The organism is Variovorax paradoxus (assembly GCF_009498455.1).
GTDB lineage: Bacteria > Pseudomonadota > Gammaproteobacteria > Burkholderiales > Burkholderiaceae_C > Variovorax > Variovorax paradoxus_H.
This window is the reverse complement of sequence record NZ_CP045644.1, coordinates 3,221,118-3,238,465: the sequence shown is the minus strand read 5'-3', so window position 1 is coordinate 3,238,465 and position 17,348 is coordinate 3,221,118. Positions and strand designations below refer to the sequence as shown.

Sequence of the window (17,348 nt, the reverse complement as noted above, 5' to 3'; positions counted from 1 at the left end):
TTTTACTCGCTGGGGTTCGGCAGGGCGAGGCGCGAAGCGTCTTCTTCGTTTTCCTCGATGCGCGGACGGTTGCCGTTCATGCGCGAGATGGCTTCGGTGTCGATGTCACCCGTCACGTACACGCCGTCGAAGCACGAGGCATCGAAACCGGCAAGCTTCGGGTTGAGCGAACCGATGGCGCGCTTCATGGCGTCGACGTCCTGGTAGATCAGCGCGTCGCAGCCGATGAGTTCGCGGATTTCCTCGACGGTGCGGTCGTGCGCCACGAGTTCGTCCTTGGTTGGCATGTCGATGCCGTAGACGTTGGGGTAGCGCACCGGCGGTGCGGCGCTGGCCAGGTAGACCTTGCGGGCACCGGCGTCGCGCGCCATCTGCACGATCTCGCGGCTGGTGGTGCCGCGCACGATCGAGTCGTCGACCAGCAGCACGTTGCGGCCCTTGAACTCGCTGGCGATCACGTTGAGCTTCTGGCGTACCGACTTCTTGCGAACGCCCTGCCCCGGCATGATGAACGTGCGACCCACGTAGCGGTTCTTCACGAAGCCTTCGCGGTACGGAATGCCCAACAGGTGCGCGAGCTGCGTGGCGCTCGGGCGGCTCGATTCGGGAATCGGAATGATCACGTCGATCTGGTTTGGCGGCACGGTCGAGACCACGCGCTTGGCCAGCGTTTCGCCGAGGTTCAGGCGTGCCTGGTAGACCGAGATGCCGTCGAGCACCGAGTCGGGACGCGCGAGGTACACGAACTCGAAGATGCACGGGTTGAGCGATGCGCCCTCGGCGCACTGCATCGAGTGCACGTTGCCTTCGAGGTCGATGAACACGGCTTCGCCCGGCTCGATGTTGCGTTCGAACACGTGGCCCGAGCCTTCGAGCGCGACCGATTCGCTGGCCACCATGACGGTACCGTCGGCGCTGCGGCCCATGCACAGCGGGCGGATGCCGTAGGGGTCGCGGAAGGCCAGCAGGCCGTGGCCGGCGATCAGCGAGACCACGGCGTACGAGCCGCGCAGGCGCTTGTAGACGTTCTTGACGGCGGCGAAGACCTCGGCCGGGTGCAGCGGCACGCCGCGCGATGAACGCTCGATTTCGTGGGCCAGCACGTTGAGCAGCACTTCGGAGTCGCTCTCGGTGTTGGTGTGGCGGTGGTCGGTGGAGAACAGCTCCGCACGCAGGGCATGCGCGTTGGTCAGGTTGCCGTTGTGCACGAGCACGATGCCGAAAGGCGCATTCACGTAGAAGGGCTGCGCCTCTTCTTCGCTGTAGGCGTTGCCCGCGGTCGGGTAGCGCACCTGGCCCAGGCCCACGTTGCCCGGCAGCGCACGCATGTTGCGGGTGCGGAACACGTCGCGCACCATGCCCTTGGCCTTGTGCATGAAGAACTTGCGTTCCAGCAAGGTCACGATGCCGGCCGCGTCCTGGCCACGGTGCTGCAGCAGCAGCAGCGCGTCATAGAGCAGCTGGTTGACGGGTGCGTTGCTGACAACGCCGACGATTCCACACATGAACGATTCCTCTCAGGGCAGGTAGCTTGCCAACTTTTCAGGCAGCGAGGGTTTAAGGCCCTGCAATGCCGCATCGAGAACAATGGCGCTGCGCGATTCGTGCCACCAGGCACTGTCGCTCAACGCCAGCAAATGAACAACGACCGCCAGCACGAGCAGGGCCACTGCCCCCCGTGCCGCGCCGAACGCTGCTCCCAAAATCCGGTCCACCGGCCGCAGGCCGACCGCGGCGATCAACTTGCGCGTGAGGGCTGCCGCCAGCCCCACGCCGAATGCCACCGCCACGAACACCAGCACAAAGGCCAGCGGATAGCGCCAGGTGGCCTGCGGGTCGCCGAACGGCAGCCAGGCTGCCACGTCGGAGGCCACCCACTGGGCCACGAGGAAGGCGGCCACCCAGCCGATCAGCGAAATCACTTCGAACACGAGGCCGCGCACCAGCCCGAACAGCATCGACAGCACGATGAGCGCGATGGCGATCCAGTCGAGCAGGGCCACGGCAATGAGCTACAGGCAGCGGGCGATGACGGTGCTTACAACGTGAGGATGGCCGCGGCCAAAGACAAGCCCTTGACCCGGTCCGCAGCCTTCTCGGCCTCGGCACGCGAGGCGAACGGTCCGACACGCACACGCGTGCGCTCGCCGTCGGTCGTCTTGGCCACGTGCACATAGGTCTTGAGGCCGGCGCGCTCGAGCTTCTGGCGCACTTCGCGCGCCTTGTCGGCATCGGCAAAAGCGCCGACCTGCACGACGAAGCGGCCGTTGTCGTCGGCGGCCGGCTTGGGCGCGGCGGCGGGCGGCTTGCCGTCGAGCAGCGCGCGGGCGCGGGCGCCGTCGTCGGCATTGGCGGCGGGCTTGGCGGGTTCCGGCTTCGGCTTGGCCTCGGGCTTCGGTTCAGGCTTTTTCGGCTCTGGCTTGGGTTCCGGTTTGGGCTCAGGCTTCGGCTCGGGTTTCGGCTCCGGCTTGTTCGGGCTTCTTCGGCTCGACGGCGGGCTTGGGGGCTGCCGGGGTGGCGGGCACGGTCGCGCCGGGCTCGATCACGGTGCCGTCGGCGGTCTCGGTGATCACGCCGCCGGCCGACGAGGCCGCGGCCACGCGGGCGCTGCCATCGGACGAGGAAGAAGGCGCGCTGCTGGTCGCGGGTGCCGGCGTGGCGGGCACGGGCAGCGGTTTGGCCTTGTTGCGGTCGGGAATCTCGATCGGGATGTCGACCGGCACGGGGCGCGGCTGGGTGTCGAACAGCAGCGGGAAGCCGATCACGCCGACCAGCACCAGCACCGCCGCGCCAAGCAGCCGATGGCGCGCACGCCGGCGCATGGTTTCGACACTTTCCGCCGGCACCGCCGCGGGGGCGCTGCGTCCTTCGTTGCCTTGTGGGCCGCGCGCGCGGAACTTGAAAAACGCCATGAAGTTCGATCCCTGGAGGAGTGCAGCGAGGTGGTGCCCGATGGTGCCGGATGGGTGTGGACAGCCCGACGATCAGCCGCCTGGCAGCAGGTGTTTGGCTTGCAGCCGGGGGGTGCCGTTTTCGAGGACGCCACCCACGGTGAAGAACGATCCGAAGACCACGATTCTATCAGTGGCACCTGCCTGCTCGATGGCCGCGCGCAGGGCGTCCATCGGGCTCGCATGCACGCTGCCCGAGGCGTCGGCGCGCGCGTTCTGCGCCTGCCACGCGGCCAGCAGATCGGCCGCCTTGGCGGCGCGCGGCGTGGGCAGGTCGGTGAAGTACCAGCGGTCGATCAGCGGCCCGATGCGCGCGAGGATGGGCGCGAGGTCCTTGTCGGCCATCACGCCGAACACGCCGTGCGTGGTGGGCGAAAAACCCATGGCGTCGAGGTTCTCGGCCAGCGCCGCGACGGCGTGGGCGTTGTGCGCCACGTCGAGCACCAGCGTGGGCTCACCCGGCACGATCTGGAAGCGGCCCGGCAGCTCGACCATCGCGAGCCCGTTGCGCACGGCCTGCGCCGTGATCGGCAGCTGCGGGCGCAGCGCCTCGAGCGCCGCGAGCACGCCCGCCGCATTGAGCAACTGGTTGGCGCCGCGCAGCGCCGGATAGGCCAGCCCGCTGTAGCGCCGTCCGCGGCCCGACCAGCCCCACTGCTGCTTGTCGCCCGAGACGTTGAAGTCGTGCCCGAAGCGCCACAGGTCGGCGCCGATGGCGTTCGCGTGGTCGATGACGCTTTGCGGCGGCACCGGGTCACTCACGATGGCCGGCTTGCCGGCGCGCAGGATGCCGGCCTTCTCGAAGCCGATGCTTTCGCGGTCGGGGCCGAGGTATTCGATGTGGTCGAGGTCGATGCTGGTGATGACCGCGCAGTCGGCGTCGATGATGTTCACCGCGTCGAGCCGGCCGCCCAGGCCGACCTCGAGGATCGCCACGTCGGGCTTCTCCTGGATCATGCAATGCAGGATGCCGAGCGTGGTGAACTCGAAGTAGGTCAGGGCCATGTCGCCGCGCGCCTTCTCCACCACGTCGAAGCTTGCTATCAGTTTGGAAGCATCGACCGCTTCGCCCTTGAGCCGCAACCGCTCCTCGAAGCGCACCAGGTGCGGCGAGGTGAACACGGCGGTGCGGTAACCCGCGTGCGTGAGGATCGACTCGAGCATGGCGCAGGTCGAGCCCTTGCCATTGGTGCCCGCCACCGTGATGACGGGGCAGTCGAAACGCAGGCCCAGACGCTGCGCCATTTCTTTGGCGCGATCGAGCCCGAGCTCGATCTTGTCGGGATGAAGGTGCTCGGCGCGCGCGAGCCAGTCGTTCAGGGTTTCCATGGAGGCCGGCATTGTCGCCGACCCGTCACTCGCGGCATCATGGCGGCCATGACAACCCTATACGGCATCCCGAACTGCGACACCGTCAAGCGCGCCCGCGCCTGGCTCGACGACCATGGCGTGGCCTACGCCTTCCACGATTTCAAGAAACAGGGCGTGCCCGAAGCCGAACTCGACCGCTGGCTCAAGACCCCCGGCTGGGAGGCGCTGGTCAACCGCAAGGGCACCACCTGGCGCAAGCTCGACGAGGCCACCCGCGACGCCGTGGTCGACGCCGCCTCGGCCCGCCCCGTGCTGCTGGCCAACCCCAGCCTGATCAAGCGGCCGGTGGTCGACTGGGGCCCGAAAACCGGCGTAACGACCGGTTTCGACGCGCCAAGCTGGGCTGTGAACGCCGTGTAAACCCCGGAACCCCGTCCCGCCGGCGGGCCTCCAACCCCGATCTGCAGGAGAGAACACCATGAACAGACACGTTTTTCGCATCCTCACGGGGCTGTCGGCGGCCGGCCTGCTGGCCACAGGCGCCAGCGTCGCGCAGGCCCAGCAAGTGGTCCAGGCCCGCGTGATTTCCGCCACGCCGATCCGCGAAACGACCGGCAGCGACGTCAGCTACAACGTCACCTACGAATACCAGGGCCGGCAGTACACGACGCGCACCAACAGCCGGCCGGGCGCCACCATTCCGATCCAGGCCAGCGCCTATGGCGTGACCACCGCGCCGGTCCAGCCCCAGTCGCAATTGCAGCCCTATCCGGTCGAGGCCAACAACGGCCAGCAGTACCAGGAGCCGTACCAGCAGTACCCACAGGGGCAGTATCAACAGGGTGCCAATTCCCCGTGGGACAGCGTCGTGCCGGAGCCCGGCGTGGTGGTGTCCAACGCGCCGGCGCCGGTCTACACGCAGCCGGCCCCGGTGTATGCCCCGCCCGTCTACGTGCAGCCCGCCTACACGTATCCGTACGCGCAGCCCTATGCCTACCCGCCCGTCGGCATCTCGCTGAACCTGGGCTATTCGCGCGGCTGGGGCGGTGGCGGCTACTACCGTGGCCATCGCGGATGGGGCGGCCACCGCCACGGTTGGCGCTACTGAGTTCCCCCGCGGCGGGCCGGCTCTCCCGAGCCCCTAAAATCGAGGGCTTCTCCAACCCCGGGGGTGCTGCTGCCGCGGCGCGTCCCTCGATCCGCCGAACGCGCAGGCGCCGGCGCCATCCATCCAATGACGACGACTACCGACACCATCAACAGCGCCGCAGTGGCCACCAAGGCCAATGTGTATTTCGACGGCAAGTGCGTGAGCCACAACCTCACGCTGGCGGACGGCACTAAGAAATCGGTCGGCGTGATCCTGCCGTCCACCCTCACCTTCAACACCGGCGCGCCTGAAATCATGGAAGGCGCCGGCGGCAGCTGCGAATACCAGCTCGCAGGCACCAGCGAATGGATCGCCTCGGGCCCCGGCCAGAAGTTCAGCATCCCGGGCAACTCCAGCTTCCAGATCCGCGTGACTGGCGAGCCCTACAGCTATATCTGCCACTTCGGTTGAAACGGAACCCCTGACATGTCGACCATTCTCCAAAACGTTCCCGCCGGCCAGAAGGTCGGCATCGCCTTCTCGGGCGGCCTGGACACCAGCGCGGCGCTGCACTGGATGAAGCTGAAGGGCGCCGTCCCCTACGCCTACACCGCCAACCTCGGCCAGCCCGACGAGCCCGATTACGACGAGATCCCGCGCAAGGCGATGCTCTACGGCGCCGAGAACGCCCGCCTGATCGACTGCCGCGTGCAGCTGGCCAACGAAGGCATCGCCGCCCTGCAAGCCGGCGCCTTCCACGTGACCACCGCCGGTGTCACCTACTTCAACACCACGCCGCTGGGCCGCGCCGTGACGGGCACCATGCTGGTGTCGGCCATGAAGGAAGACGACGTCCACATCTGGGGCGACGGCAGCACCTACAAGGGCAACGACATCGAGCGCTTCTACCGCTACGGCCTGCTCACCAACCCCGCGCTGAAGATCTACAAGCCCTGGCTCGACCAGGTCTTCATCGACGAGCTGGGCGGCCGCGCCGAAATGTCGGCGTTCATGCAGAAGGCCGGCTTCGCCTACAAGATGTCGTCCGAGAAGGCCTACTCGACCGACTCGAACATGCTGGGCGCCACCCACGAAGCCAAGGACCTCGAGCACCTGAACAGCGGCATGCAGATCGTTCAGCCCATCATGGGCGTGGCCTTCTGGAAGGACGAAGTCGAAGTCAAGCGCGAAACCGTCTCGGTGCGCTTCGAAGAAGGCGTGCCCGTTGCGCTGAACGGCGTGCGCTACGCCAACCTGGTCGACCTGATCCTCGAAGCCAACCGCATCGGCGGGCGCCACGGCCTGGGCATGAGCGACCAGATCGAAAACCGCATCATCGAGGCCAAGAGCCGCGGCATCTACGAGGCCCCCGGCCTTGCGCTGCTGTTCATCGCCTACGAGCGCCTCGTCACCGGCATCCACAACGAAGACACCATCGAGCAGTACCGCGACAACGGCCGCCGCCTGGGCCGCCTGCTGTACCAGGGCCGCTGGTTCGACCCGCAAGCCATCATGCTGCGCGAGACGGCGCAGCGCTGGGTGGCGCGCGCCATCACCGGCGAAGTGACGGTCGAGCTGCGCCGCGGCAACGACTATTCGATCCTGAACACCGAGTCGGCCAACCTCACGTACAAGCCCGAGCGCCTGAGCATGGAAAAGGTCGAAGGCGCCTTCACGCCGCTGGACCGCATCGGCCAGCTCACGATGCGCAACCTGGACATCGTCGACACGCGCGAGAAGCTGGCGATCTACACCCGCGTGGGTCTGCTGTCGTCGGGCGAAGGCGCCTCGCTGCCGAAGCTGGCGAACGACGGCGACGCGAGCTGATCGAGCGATCCGCCTGCCCTTGCCACGCGCAAGGGCTGCCATGACGAACGGGCCCTCGCGGCCCGTTTTTCTTTGGGAGGTGCGCTGGCGTCAGTCGCCGCCGCCTCCGCAACCGCCACCACATCCACCGCCCCCATCGGAGGCGCCACCACCGTCGCTGGAGCCGCCATCGCCGCCCCCGCCCGACTCGCTGCCGCCGAAGCCTCCGGCATCGCCCGAGCTGCCGCCGTCGGACGACGCATCGCCGAAGCTCGTGCCGCAGTGCGCGTCGGTGCCGGTCGCACGTTCGATCGCCCGGCAATCGGCGATGTAGTGAAAGCCGCCCGCAATCGCGAACTTGATGTCCAGCGCAAACAGCAGCGGCAGCCGCGCCGGATTGCGCGGGTCGATGCTCTCTTCCTTGCAGGCCCAGTACCAGGTGCGGCGCAGGCCGTCGTTGCGCCGCGCATCCTGGCCCAGCACCTCGGCCGGGCTGTGGTGCAGCATGCCGCCGAAAGCCGCCTTGCACCAGTTCTGGTAGCCCTGCGTGTGCAGGATGAACTCGTGCCAGGCCGTGTCGACCACCCGCGAAGGCATGGCGACGAACTTGCGGTTGCTGCGCAGGTGCGCCATGAAGAACTGCCGCAACCCGCGCAGCACCAGCTCGGCGTCGCGCCGGCTCAGTTGCGGATGCGCCTGCTGCAACTTGCCGATGAGGAACGGCGGCAGCCGGGCCTCGCGGATGAACTGGCGGCGCAGACTGAGTTCGATCTGGCTCAGGAGCACCGCGAAGCAGAGGGCCGCGAGGATCAGCAGCACCGATCCCCACCAGCCCGCCCGCACCAGAAACACCGAGGCGATGCCCGCCACGATGACGACAAGCTGCGCCCAGCCCAGCGCGGCGACGCGCCGGCGATAGTTCAGGTGCAGGAAGTCGAGATCCACCGCGTCAGACCACCACGGGCTCCGGCTCCAGCCGGATGCCGAAGCGCTCGTACACGCTGGTCTGGATCGCCTTGGCCAGCGTCATCACCTCGCCGCCGGTCACCGGGTTGGCCGAGCCGCCGCGGTTGACCAGCACCAGCGCCTGCTTTTCGTAGACGCCGGCGTTGCCGACCGACTTGCCCTTCCAGCCGCAGGCGTCGATGAGCCAGCCGGCCGCGAGCTTGATGCTGCCGTCGTCCATCGGGTAATGCACGATCTTGGGGTCGCGCGCGATGATGTCGGCGCACTGCTCGGGCGTGACCGTCGGGTTCTTGAAGAAGCTGCCGGCGTTGCCCAGCACGCGCCAGTCGGGCAGCTTGGCGCGTCGGATGGCGCAGATCCATTCGAAGATGTCGACCGCGGTGGGCGTGAAGTTGGCGGTTTCTTCCATCTTGCGTTCGAGGTCGAGGTAACCGACCACCGGCTTCCACGGCTTCGGCAGCCGGAAGCGCACCCGCGTGATGACCGCGCGGCCCGCCAGGCCGAAGTCGTTCGGGCCGCTGCGCACGTGCTTGAAGACCGAGTCGCGGTAGCCGAAGGCGCACTGCGCGGCGTCGAGCGTGAAGGCGCGGCCGGTTTCGAGGTCGAAAGCGTCGAGCGAGTCGAAGCGGTCCTGCAGCTCGACGCCGTAGGCGCCGATGTTCTGCACCGGCGCGCCGCCCACGGTGCCGGGGATGAGCGCCAGGTTTTCGAGCCCCGGGTAGCCGCTGCGCACCATCCATTCGACGGTGTCGTGCCAGGTTTCGCCGGCGCCGGCCTCGACGATCCAGGCGCGCGGCGTCTCCTCGACCAGCCGGCGCCCCTTGATCTCGACCTTCAGCACCAGCGGCTTGACGTCGCCCGTGAGCACGATGTTGCTGCCGCCGCCGAGCACGAAACGGGGTTCATTGCGCCAGGCGGGGTCGGCGTGCAGCGCGACCAGGTCGGCCTCGCCGGCGATGCGCGCCAGGTGCTGCGCACGCGCGACGATGCCGAAGCTGTTGTAGGGCTGCAGCGGGACATTGGACTCCACGATCATGGGAGAATTGTCGCATTCAGTCCCCGTGCCTCCAGGAGTGCCCATGCCGTCTTTCGATACCGTCTGCGAGCCCAATCTGCCCGAAGTGAAGAATGCGGTGGAAAACACCGCCAAGGAAATCGGCACACGCTTCGATTTCAAGGGCACCGCCGCTGCCGTCGAGCTCAAGGACAAAGAGATCACGATGATCGGCGACGCCGAGTTCCAGCTCGTGCAGGTCGAAGACATCCTTCGCAGCAAGCTCACCAAGCGCAGCGTCGATGTGCGCTTTCTCGACAAGGGCGACGTCCAGAAGATGGGCGGCGACAAGGTCAAGCAGGTCATCAAGATCAAGAACGGCATCGAGACCGAGCAGGCCAAGAAGATCACCCGCATCATCAAGGACAGCAAGCTCAAGGTGCAGGCCGCGATCCAGGGCGATGCCGTGCGCATCACCGGCGCCAAGCGCGACGACCTGCAGGCCGCCATGGCCCTCATCAAGAAGGACGTGCCCGACATGCCGGTGTCCTTCAACAACTTCCGCGACTGATTCGCGCATGAAGGCGCTCCTCGTCGCGGCGCTGTGCTCGGCCGCGGCCTTGGGGGCGCACGCCGCCGACTCGGTCACGCTGACCGGCTCCATCGGCAGCCGCGCCATCCTCATCGTGAACGGCGCGCCGCCCAAGACGGTGGCGGTCGGGGAAACCTTTCAGGGCGTCAAGCTGGTGTCGCTGCTGGCCGACCAGGCGGTGGTCGAATCGGCGGGCAAGCGTTTTTCGCTGCGCATGGATTCGCCCGTGAGCATCGGCCGGGGCGGCGTTGCCAGCAGCGGCAACCGCATCGTGCTGCCGGCCGACAGCCGGGGCCACTACATGACGCAGGGCCAGATCAACGGCCGCGCCGTCACCTTCATGCTCGACACGGGCGCGACCACCATTGCGCTGTCGGCAGTCGACGCCCAGCGCATCGGGCTCGACTACAGCAAGGGACAGCTGGTGCAGATGCGCACCGCCAACGGCAACGCCCCGGGCTACAGACTGCGGCTGCAAAGCGTGCGCGTGGGCGACGTCGAGGTCTACGACATCGACGCCATCGTCTCGCAACAGCCCATGCCGTATGTGCTGCTGGGCAACAGCTTTCTCAATCGCTTCTCGATGCGGCGCGATGCCGACGAGATGATTCTCGAGAAGCGGTACTGACCTCCTGTGATCAGGCCTGAGCGGCCGTCACCACGATCTCGATCTTGTAAGCCGCGTTGGCCATCTTGGCCTCCACGGTTGCGCGCGGCGGCGTGTTGCCGGCCGGAATCCACGCGTCCCACACCTCGTTCATGGCGCCGATGTCGCCGATATCGGCCAAAAAGATCTGCGTCATGAGGATGCGCGACTTGTCGCTGCCGGCCTCGGCCAGCAGGCGGTCGACCATGCCGAGCACCTGGGCCGTCTGGCCGCGGATGTCCTGCGTGGTGTCGTCGGGCACCTGGCCCGCGAGGTAGATGGTGCCGTTGTGCACCGCGGTCTCGGACAGACGCGGGCCGACGTGGAAGCGGGTAATGGATGCCATGGTGAGGTTCAAGCCTTTTTCTTCGAGCCGAGTTTCGACTCCGTGCCGGCCGCGAGCCGGCGGATGTTTTCGCGGTGCCGCCAGATCAGCAGCAGACTCATGACGATGATCGCGACGAGCACCGTGCGGTCGAGCGGCCACGCGATGTTGCCGCCGATCAGATAGTAGGCCGGCGCAAAGAACGCCGCCACCAGCGAGGACAGCGACGAGTAACGAAAGAAGACCGCGATGATCAGCCAGGTCGCGCCCGTGGCGAGCCCCAGCCAGGGCGCAATGCCCACCAGCACGCCGGCCGCCGTCGCCACGCCCTTGCCGCCCTGGAAGCCGAAGAACACCGGGTACAGGTGGCCCAGGAAGGCCGCCAGGCCCGCCAGCGCCGCCACGCCCTCGCCCAAGCCCCACTGCGCGCCAAACTGGCGAATGAGGAACACCGGCAGCCAGCCCTTCGCCGCATCGAGCAGCAAGGTGGCCAGCGCCGCACCCTTCTTGCCCGAGCGCAGCACGTTGGTGGCGCCGGGGTTGCCGCTGCCGTAGCTGCGCGGGTCGGCCATGCCGAGCGACTTGCTCACGATGACCGCAAACGACAGCGAACCGATCAGGTACGACGCCACGATGGCAATGATTGAAGGCAGATCGAAACTCAAGGCGGGTCTCCGGGGAACTTGTTGTTGTGCGCCGCCGGCTGCGTGCCCGGCGGGAAAAAGCAAACGCCGGCTATTCTGCCAGCGCGCATTGCACGGGCTGGGCGCCCAGCAGACTCACGCACACCTGCGGATCGATGCCGACGAGGTAGCCGCGCCGCCCGCCATTGATCGCGATCTTCGGCAGTGCGAGGATGGCCTCTTCGATGTAGACCGGCATCTCGCGCCGCGTGCCAAAGGGCGAGGTGCCGCCCACCATGTAGCCGCTGTGGCGCTGCGCCACTTCGGGCTTGCAGGGCTCGACCGACTTGGCGCCGATCTGCCGCGCGAGGTTCTTGGTCGACACCGTGCGGTTGCCGTGCATCAGCACGATCAGCGGCTTGGCGTCCTGGTCCTGCATCACCAGCGTCTTGACCACGGTGAACGGGTCGAAGCCCAGCACCTGCGCGCTGTGCTGCGCGCCGCCGTGCGCCAGGTACTCGTACGGGTGCTCGGTGAAGGCGACCTGGTTCGCCCGCAGCCACTGGGTCGCGGGCGTTTCGGAGACGTGGGCCTTCTTGCTCACTTGCTCAATTGCCCCGGTCAGGCAGCGGGGTCGCGGATGTCCAGCCGGATCTTGTCGATCTCGGCCAGCACTTCGGCCGACAGCGTGGTGCCGTAGGCGTCCAGGTCTTCGTCGAGCTGCGCCACCGAGGTCACGCCGATGATCGTGCTCGCCACCTGCCACTTGGTGTAGCAGAAGGCCAGCGCGAGCTGCGTGGGGCTCAGGCCGTGGTCGCGCGCGAGCTGGTTGTAGCGCTTGGCTGCGCGCAACGCGTCGGGCTTGCCCCAGCGCTGCTTGCGCACCGACTCGTAGCTCGAGATGCGCGCGCCCTTCGGCGCGTCGGGACCCTCGATGCCGCTCTGGTCGTACTTGCCCGTGAGCAGGCCGAAGGCCAGTGGCGAATACGCCAGCAGCGACACGCCCAGCCGGTGCATGGTCTCGTCGAGCGCGTTCTCGTGCGCGCGGCTCACGAGGTTGTAGACGTTCTGCACCGACACCACGCGCGGCAGCCCGTGCTGCTCGGCCAGCCGCACGAACTCGTGCACGCCGTAGGGCGTCTCGTTCGACAGGCCGATGGTGCGCACCTTGCCCGCCTTCACCAGCTTGCCCAGCGCTTCGAGCTGGTCATGAATCGGCGTCTGCGAGGTTTCCTTCTCGGGGTTGTAGTGGATGTTGCCGAACACCGGCACGTGGCGCTCGGGCCAGTGGATCTGGTACAGGTCGATCACGTCGGTCTGCAGGCGGCGCAGGCTGCCGTGGCACGAGGCCTCGATGTCGGCCGGCGTCATGCCCGTGCCTTCGCGCACCCAGGGCATGCCGCGCGAAGGGCCGGCCACCTTGGTCGCCAGCGTGATCTTCTGGCGCGTGCCGGGGTTGGCGGCAAACCAGTTGCCGATGATGGCTTCGGTCGCGCCGCAGGTTTCCTTGCTTGCCGGCACCGCGTACATCTCGGCCGTGTCGATGAAGTCGACGCCGCGTTCGAGCGAACGGTGCAAGACGGCGTGGGCCGTGGGCTCATCGACCTGCTCGCCGAAAGTCATGGTGCCGAGACAGATCGGGGTGACGTGGAGGTCGCTCTGACCGAGTGGAATCTTTTTCATGCGCGGAATGCTAGCGCGCCCGCACGGCACGCGCTGGCCTGCCGCCGAGAAACCGAGCGTCGCCCTGTCCTGTGGCGGACTGCGCGCGGCGCGGCCTCTCCGTATCATCGACCGCCATATGTACCAAGCCCTCCGCCCCTCGCGCAGCGAATTCGTGCCCGTGCGCAACCTGAACTACCACGTCCGCCTCTGGGGCCGGCCGTCGAGCGAGCGCCCGCCGCTGGTGCTGGTGCATGGCTGGATGGACGTCGCGGCCTCCTGGCAGTTCGTGGTCGACGCGCTGAAGGACGACCGTTTCATCATCGCCCCCGACTGGCGCGGCTTCGGCCTCACCGACGGCGGCGGCGTCGACAACTACTGGCTGCCCGACTACCTGGCCGACCTCGAATGGCTGCTCGACCACTACGCCGGCGAAGGCGACGATGCGCGCCCGGTCGATCTCGTGGGCCACAGCATGGGCGGCAACGTCGCCATGCACTACGCGGGCGTGCGCCCTGCGCGCATCCGCCGCCTCGTCAACCTCGAGGGCTTCGGCATGCCCGCGCGCCAGCCCGACGAGGCGCCCGCGCGCTACGGCCAGTGGATCGACGAGCTCAAGGGCCTGCACCGCGGCGAGAAGGCGCTCGCGGGCTACTCGGCGTTGGACGGCGTGGCGCGCCGCCTCATGAAGACCAACCCGCGCCTCACGCAAGACAAGGCCGACTGGCTGGCCAGCCACTGGTCGGCGCAGCAGCCCCAAGCCGACGGCAGCACGCGCTGGCAGATCCTCGGCGAGGCCGCGCACAAGATCGTCAACGCCAACATCTTCCGCGTCGACGAGACGCTGGCGCTCTATGCGCGCATCACCGCGCCGACGCTGATGGTCGAAGCCTCGGACGACAGCCTGCACGGCTGGTGGAAGGCCCGCTACACGCTCGCCGAGTTCCACGAGCGGCTGAAGTCCGTGCCCTCGGTGCGCATCGAGCAGCTGGCCGACGCGGGCCACATGCTGCACCACGACCAGCCGCAGCGCGTGGCGCAGCTGATCGAAGACTTCCTGGCCTAGTTTGATTTCTGCGTGGCGCGGCGCAAGGCCGCGCGCGCCAGCAGCCGCGTCGAATCGAGTGTCGGCAGCGGCGAATTCGCGTCGCTCATGATCAGCGGGATCTCGGTGCAGCCGAGCACGACCGCGTCGCAGCCCTCCTCGTCCTTCAGGCGCTGCATCACGCGCTGGAAGGTCGCCACGGCCTCGGGCTTGAAGATGCCGCAGACCAGCTCGTCCATGATGATCCGGCCGATCTCGGCGCGCTCGTCGATGGTGGGGCGAACGTATTCAAGGCCGCGCGCCGAGAGCTTCTCGGGATACACCTCGCTGTCGGTCAGCCAGCACGTGCCCGTGATGCCGATGCGGCGAAAGCCCCGCCGCACGGCCTCATCGGCCACCACCTCGGCGATGTGCAGCCAGGGCCGCGGCGAACGCGGCGCCACGTGATCGAAGGCCTGGTGGATCGTGTTGTCGGGGCAGATCAGAAAGTCCGCGCCCGCCGCGGCGAGCTTGTGCGCGGAGCCGAGCATCAGCTCGCCCACGCCCGCCAGGTCGCCCGCATCCAGGCAGCGCGTGTACTCCGCGAGCGAGGGCGTGTGCATCGACACCTCGGGGTGCGCATGCGGGCCGAGCAGCGCGGCGCCCTCGATGCAGATGGTCTTGTAGCAAAGGGCCGCGCCTTCGGCGGAGCAGCCGACGATTCCGATGTGCAGGGTCATGCGCCGCATCCTACAAAAGCTCGCGCGGGTTATCCGGCGTGCGGATATGCAAGCGCACAAATCTTCGTTCGCGCGGCGCGGCGTGCGTCCTAGAGTGCCCGACTCCTCTTGCCGTCTCCCGGAGTTGTCGCCATGCCTTCCCTTTCGCGCGCGCCCTCGTGGCTGCGCCGCCTTGCCCCGCTGTCCGGCGGGCTCGCACTGAGCCTGTTGCTCCATGTGTCCGCCCACGCGGACGACCTGCGCGTCGGCTTCATGCCGGGCCCGTACCGCGACGCCTTCACCCACGGCATCGAGCCCCAGCTGAAGAAGCTGGGCTACAGCATCAAGTACGTCGAGTTCAGCCAGGGCGTGCAGCCCAACGACGCGGTGGAGCGCGGGCAAATCGACACCAACATCTTCCAGCACTCGCTGTACCTCAACGCCACCAACAAGCAGCAGGGCTTCGACCTCGTGCCCGTGGTGCATGTGCCGACGCCGCCCATGGGCCTGTACTCGCGCCGCCACAAGGCGCTCGACACCGTGCCCGACGGCGCCACTGTCACGCTGCCCGCCGACCCGGTGAATGCGGCGCGCGCACTCAACATCCTCGCGGCCATCGGCTGGGTCACGCTCAAGCCGGGCGTGAGTCCGTTGAGCGTGTCGGAGCGCGACATCGTGAACAACCCCAAGCGCCTGAAGATCGTGCAGCTGGACGCCGCGCAGGCGCCGCGCTCGCTGGCCGACGCCGACCTCGCGGCCGTGCAGGGCAACTTCGCCGTGGCCTCGGGGCTCAAGCTCACCGAGGCGCTGAAGCTCGAAGACATGACGCTGCCCTACGTCAACGTGGTGGCCGTGAAGCGCGGCAACGAACACGCGAAGTTCGCGAAGGACATCGCCACCGCCTACCAGTCGCCCGAGTTCCAGAAGTTCTTCAAGGCCAACCCCGTGTGGGCGGGCTACCGGCTGCCGGACTATTTCAGCCAATGAGCAACAGCAACAACTCCACCGCACCGCGCAGGCAGCTGCACCTCAACGTCAACATCCTGCATTCGGGCTTCGTGCCCTCGGCCTGGCGCCTGCCGGAGAGCGACCCGTGGGCGTTCGCCGATATCCAGCACTACATCCGCACCGCGCAAATCGCCGAGGCCGCCAAGCTCGACGCCGTGTTCCTGGCCGACAACGCGGCCATCGTCGACCAGATCCATTTCCGTCCGATCACCGCGCTGGAGCCCACCATCCTGCTGGCCTGCGTGGCCGCCGCGACCACGCACATCGGCCTCATCGCGACCGCCTCGACCAGCTACAACGAGCCCTACAACCTCGCGCGCCGCTTCGCCACGCTCGACCATGTGAGCGCCGGCCGCGCCGGCTGGAACATGGTGACCACGGCCGACCTGCCTTCCGCCCGCAACTTCGGCCTCGACACCACGCCCGACCATGCCAAGCGCTACGCGCGCGCCTCGGAGTTCGCCGACATCGTCAAGGCGCTGTGGGACAGCTGGGAAGACGACGCCTTCGTCGGCGACAAGGCCGCCGGCCGCTTCATCGACCCGGCCAAGGTGCACGCGCTCGCGCACCGCGGCGAGCACTTCGCGGTGCAGGGCCCGTTGAACCTGCCGCGCCCGCCGCAGGGCCACCCGGTGCTGGTGCAGGCCGGCGCCTCGGCGGACGGGCGCGAGCTCGCATCGCGCCACGCCGAGGCCGTGTTCTCCGCCTCGCAGTCCTTTGAAGAATCGCAGGCCTACGCACGTGCGCTGAAGACACGCGCCGCCGAACTGGGTCGCGCCCCCGATGCGGTGAAGGTGCTTGCCGGCCTCACCACCATCGTCGGCGCCACGGAAGCACAAGCGCGCCGCCGCCGCGATGCGCTGGTCGACCTGATCCCGTGGGACTACAGCCTCACGCGCCTGGCCGGCACGCTGGGCATCACGCCCGACCGCCTCAAGCTCGACGAGCGCCTGCCCGACGACCTGCCGCTGCCCGGCAATGGGAACGGCAACCACACTTTTTTCAACGCCGTGGTCGCGGCCGGGCGCACGCACGGCTACACGGTGCGCCAGCTGATCCGCGAGCTCGCGGGCGGCGGTGGGCACCGCGTGATCGTGGGCACGCCCGAGCAGATCGCCGATGACATCGAGCGCTGGTTCAAGGGTGGCGCGGCAGATGGGTTCAATCTGATGCCGGATGCGCTGCCGCATGGGCTGCAGGATTTTGTGGATGGCGTGGTGCCGATCCTGCAGAAGCGGGGGATCTTTCGCACGGAGTACGAGGGGCGCACGTTGCGCGATCACCTGGGGCTGGCGCGGCCTGCAGTGCGCGCGGCGCAGCGGCTTGCGGCTTGAGGGCGTTGCTGTATTTCCCCCTCCCCTTCCGGGGGAGGGTCGGGGTGGGGGCAAGCGGTTTTCGCACATGCGCAGCTTTTGCAAGCGCCGCGAGCCCCCATCCCAGCCTTCCCCCGGGAGGGGAAGGAGAAAGACCGGGGCACGAAGCACCGCCCGCGTTTGAGTTTTGACTTTCTCCCTCCCCTTCCGGGGGAGGGGCGGGGTGGGGGCAAGCGGCGTATCCATCGGGCGCTCTGGCTGCCCCCATCCCCGCCTTCCCCCAAAGGGGGAAGGAGCAACACGGCGCTTGCCGCGCCG

General features: G+C 67.9%; 19 protein-coding genes and 1 pseudogene. 9 read left to right on the top strand and 11 right to left on the bottom strand.

Annotated features, from left to right (window positions below):
• Positions 1-2 precede the first annotated feature (2 nt).
• The 4 genes and pseudogenes from purF to folC form a co-directional block, all read right to left on the bottom strand.
• Positions 3-1,505 carry an amidophosphoribosyltransferase gene (gene purF / locus GFK26_RS14850; protein ID WP_153282606.1) on the bottom strand — a complete coding sequence of 501 codons (1,503 nt, stop codon included), beginning with the start codon at positions 1,503-1,505 and terminating at the stop codon, positions 3-5.
• A 12-nt stretch (positions 1,506-1,517) separates the two neighbouring features.
• A complete protein-coding gene (locus GFK26_RS14845) occupies positions 1,518-2,003 on the bottom strand; it encodes a CvpA family protein (RefSeq protein ID WP_056571675.1) in 486 nt (161 codons plus the stop codon).
• A gap of 35 nt (positions 2,004-2,038) precedes the next feature.
• Positions 2,039-2,912: pseudogene (locus GFK26_RS14840) on the bottom strand (SPOR domain-containing protein).
• A gap of 72 nt (positions 2,913-2,984) precedes the next feature.
• A complete protein-coding gene (folC, locus tag GFK26_RS14835) occupies positions 2,985-4,292 on the bottom strand; it encodes a bifunctional tetrahydrofolate synthase/dihydrofolate synthase (RefSeq protein WP_153282605.1) in 1,308 nt (435 codons plus the stop codon).
• 36 nt (positions 4,293-4,328) lie between these two features.
• Between folC and GFK26_RS14830 the strand changes: the two genes are divergently transcribed.
• The 4 genes from GFK26_RS14830 (at position 4,329) to argG (ending at position 7,179) form a co-directional block, all read left to right on the top strand.
• A complete protein-coding gene (locus tag GFK26_RS14830; RefSeq protein WP_153282604.1) occupies positions 4,329-4,682 on the top strand; it encodes an ArsC family reductase in 354 nt (117 codons plus the stop codon).
• 58 nt (positions 4,683-4,740) lie between these two features.
• Positions 4,741-5,370 carry a hypothetical protein gene (locus tag GFK26_RS14825; protein WP_153282603.1) on the top strand — a complete coding sequence of 210 codons (630 nt, stop codon included), beginning with the start codon at positions 4,741-4,743 and terminating at the stop codon, positions 5,368-5,370.
• Positions 5,371-5,496: 126 nt separating this feature from the next.
• Positions 5,497-5,823, top strand: a complete 327-nt coding sequence (locus tag GFK26_RS14820) for a pyrimidine/purine nucleoside phosphorylase (protein WP_119553910.1) — start codon at positions 5,497-5,499, stop codon at positions 5,821-5,823.
• Positions 5,824-5,838: 15 nt separating this feature from the next.
• On the top strand, positions 5,839-7,179 hold the full coding sequence (gene argG / locus GFK26_RS14815) for an argininosuccinate synthase (protein WP_099791655.1): 1,341 nt from the start codon (positions 5,839-5,841) through the stop codon (positions 7,177-7,179).
• 90 nt (positions 7,180-7,269) lie between these two features.
• Here argG and GFK26_RS14810 read toward each other — a convergent pair whose 3' ends face one another.
• Positions 7,270-8,103, bottom strand: coding sequence for a glycine-rich domain-containing protein (locus GFK26_RS14810; RefSeq protein ID WP_153282602.1), 834 nt, complete (start codon positions 8,101-8,103; stop codon positions 7,270-7,272).
• A gap of 4 nt (positions 8,104-8,107) precedes the next feature.
• A complete protein-coding gene (gene murB / locus GFK26_RS14805) occupies positions 8,108-9,160 on the bottom strand; it encodes a UDP-N-acetylmuramate dehydrogenase (protein ID WP_153282601.1) in 1,053 nt (350 codons plus the stop codon).
• A gap of 43 nt (positions 9,161-9,203) precedes the next feature.
• Here murB and GFK26_RS14800 point away from each other — a divergent pair, with 43 nt between their 5' ends.
• Positions 9,204-9,689: a YajQ family cyclic di-GMP-binding protein gene (locus GFK26_RS14800; RefSeq protein WP_099791661.1), complete on the top strand. Its 486-nt coding sequence runs from the start codon at positions 9,204-9,206 to the stop codon at positions 9,687-9,689.
• A gap of 7 nt (positions 9,690-9,696) precedes the next feature.
• On the top strand, positions 9,697-10,338 hold the full coding sequence (locus GFK26_RS14795) for a retropepsin-like aspartic protease family protein (RefSeq protein WP_153282600.1): 642 nt from the start codon (positions 9,697-9,699) through the stop codon (positions 10,336-10,338).
• A gap of 10 nt (positions 10,339-10,348) precedes the next feature.
• On the opposite strand, the gene GFK26_RS14790 is transcribed toward GFK26_RS14795, so the two are convergent.
• The 4 genes from GFK26_RS14790 to GFK26_RS14775 all read right to left on the bottom strand — a co-directional run bounded on the left by GFK26_RS14790 (position 10,349) and on the right by GFK26_RS14775 (position 12,987).
• Positions 10,349-10,702 carry a RidA family protein gene (locus tag GFK26_RS14790; RefSeq protein WP_070062404.1) on the bottom strand — a complete coding sequence of 118 codons (354 nt, stop codon included), beginning with the start codon at positions 10,700-10,702 and terminating at the stop codon, positions 10,349-10,351.
• 8 nt (positions 10,703-10,710) lie between these two features.
• Positions 10,711-11,346 carry a glycerol-3-phosphate 1-O-acyltransferase PlsY gene (gene plsY / locus GFK26_RS14785; protein WP_153282599.1) on the bottom strand — a complete coding sequence of 212 codons (636 nt, stop codon included), beginning with the start codon at positions 11,344-11,346 and terminating at the stop codon, positions 10,711-10,713.
• Between the two features lie 70 nt (positions 11,347-11,416).
• A complete protein-coding gene (locus GFK26_RS14780) occupies positions 11,417-11,908 on the bottom strand; it encodes an aminoacyl-tRNA deacylase (RefSeq protein WP_153282598.1) in 492 nt (163 codons plus the stop codon).
• Between the two features lie 17 nt (positions 11,909-11,925).
• Positions 11,926-12,987 (bottom strand): aldo/keto reductase, encoded by a 1,062-nt coding sequence (locus tag GFK26_RS14775; RefSeq protein ID WP_153282597.1) that lies wholly within the window; start codon positions 12,985-12,987, stop codon positions 11,926-11,928.
• A 118-nt stretch (positions 12,988-13,105) separates the two neighbouring features.
• Between GFK26_RS14775 and GFK26_RS14770 the strand changes: the two genes are divergently transcribed.
• Positions 13,106-14,032, top strand: coding sequence for an alpha/beta fold hydrolase (locus GFK26_RS14770; protein ID WP_153282596.1), 927 nt, complete (start codon positions 13,106-13,108; stop codon positions 14,030-14,032).
• Here GFK26_RS14770 and GFK26_RS14765 read toward each other — a convergent pair.
• Entirely contained in the window at positions 14,029-14,730 is a 702-nt protein-coding gene (locus GFK26_RS14765) for an aspartate/glutamate racemase family protein (RefSeq protein ID WP_153282595.1), read from the bottom strand. The two genes, GFK26_RS14770 and GFK26_RS14765, sit on opposite strands and share 4 nt — an antisense overlap.
• A gap of 132 nt (positions 14,731-14,862) precedes the next feature.
• On the opposite strand from GFK26_RS14765, the gene GFK26_RS14760 reads away from it, so the two are divergent.
• A complete protein-coding gene (locus tag GFK26_RS14760; protein WP_153282594.1) occupies positions 14,863-15,696 on the top strand; it encodes a MetQ/NlpA family ABC transporter substrate-binding protein in 834 nt (277 codons plus the stop codon).
• Entirely contained in the window at positions 15,693-17,051 is a 1,359-nt protein-coding gene (locus GFK26_RS14755; protein WP_153282593.1) for an LLM class flavin-dependent oxidoreductase, read from the top strand. Before GFK26_RS14760 ends, GFK26_RS14755 begins: the two co-directional genes overlap by 4 nt.
• Positions 17,052-17,348: the final 297 nt, after the last annotated feature.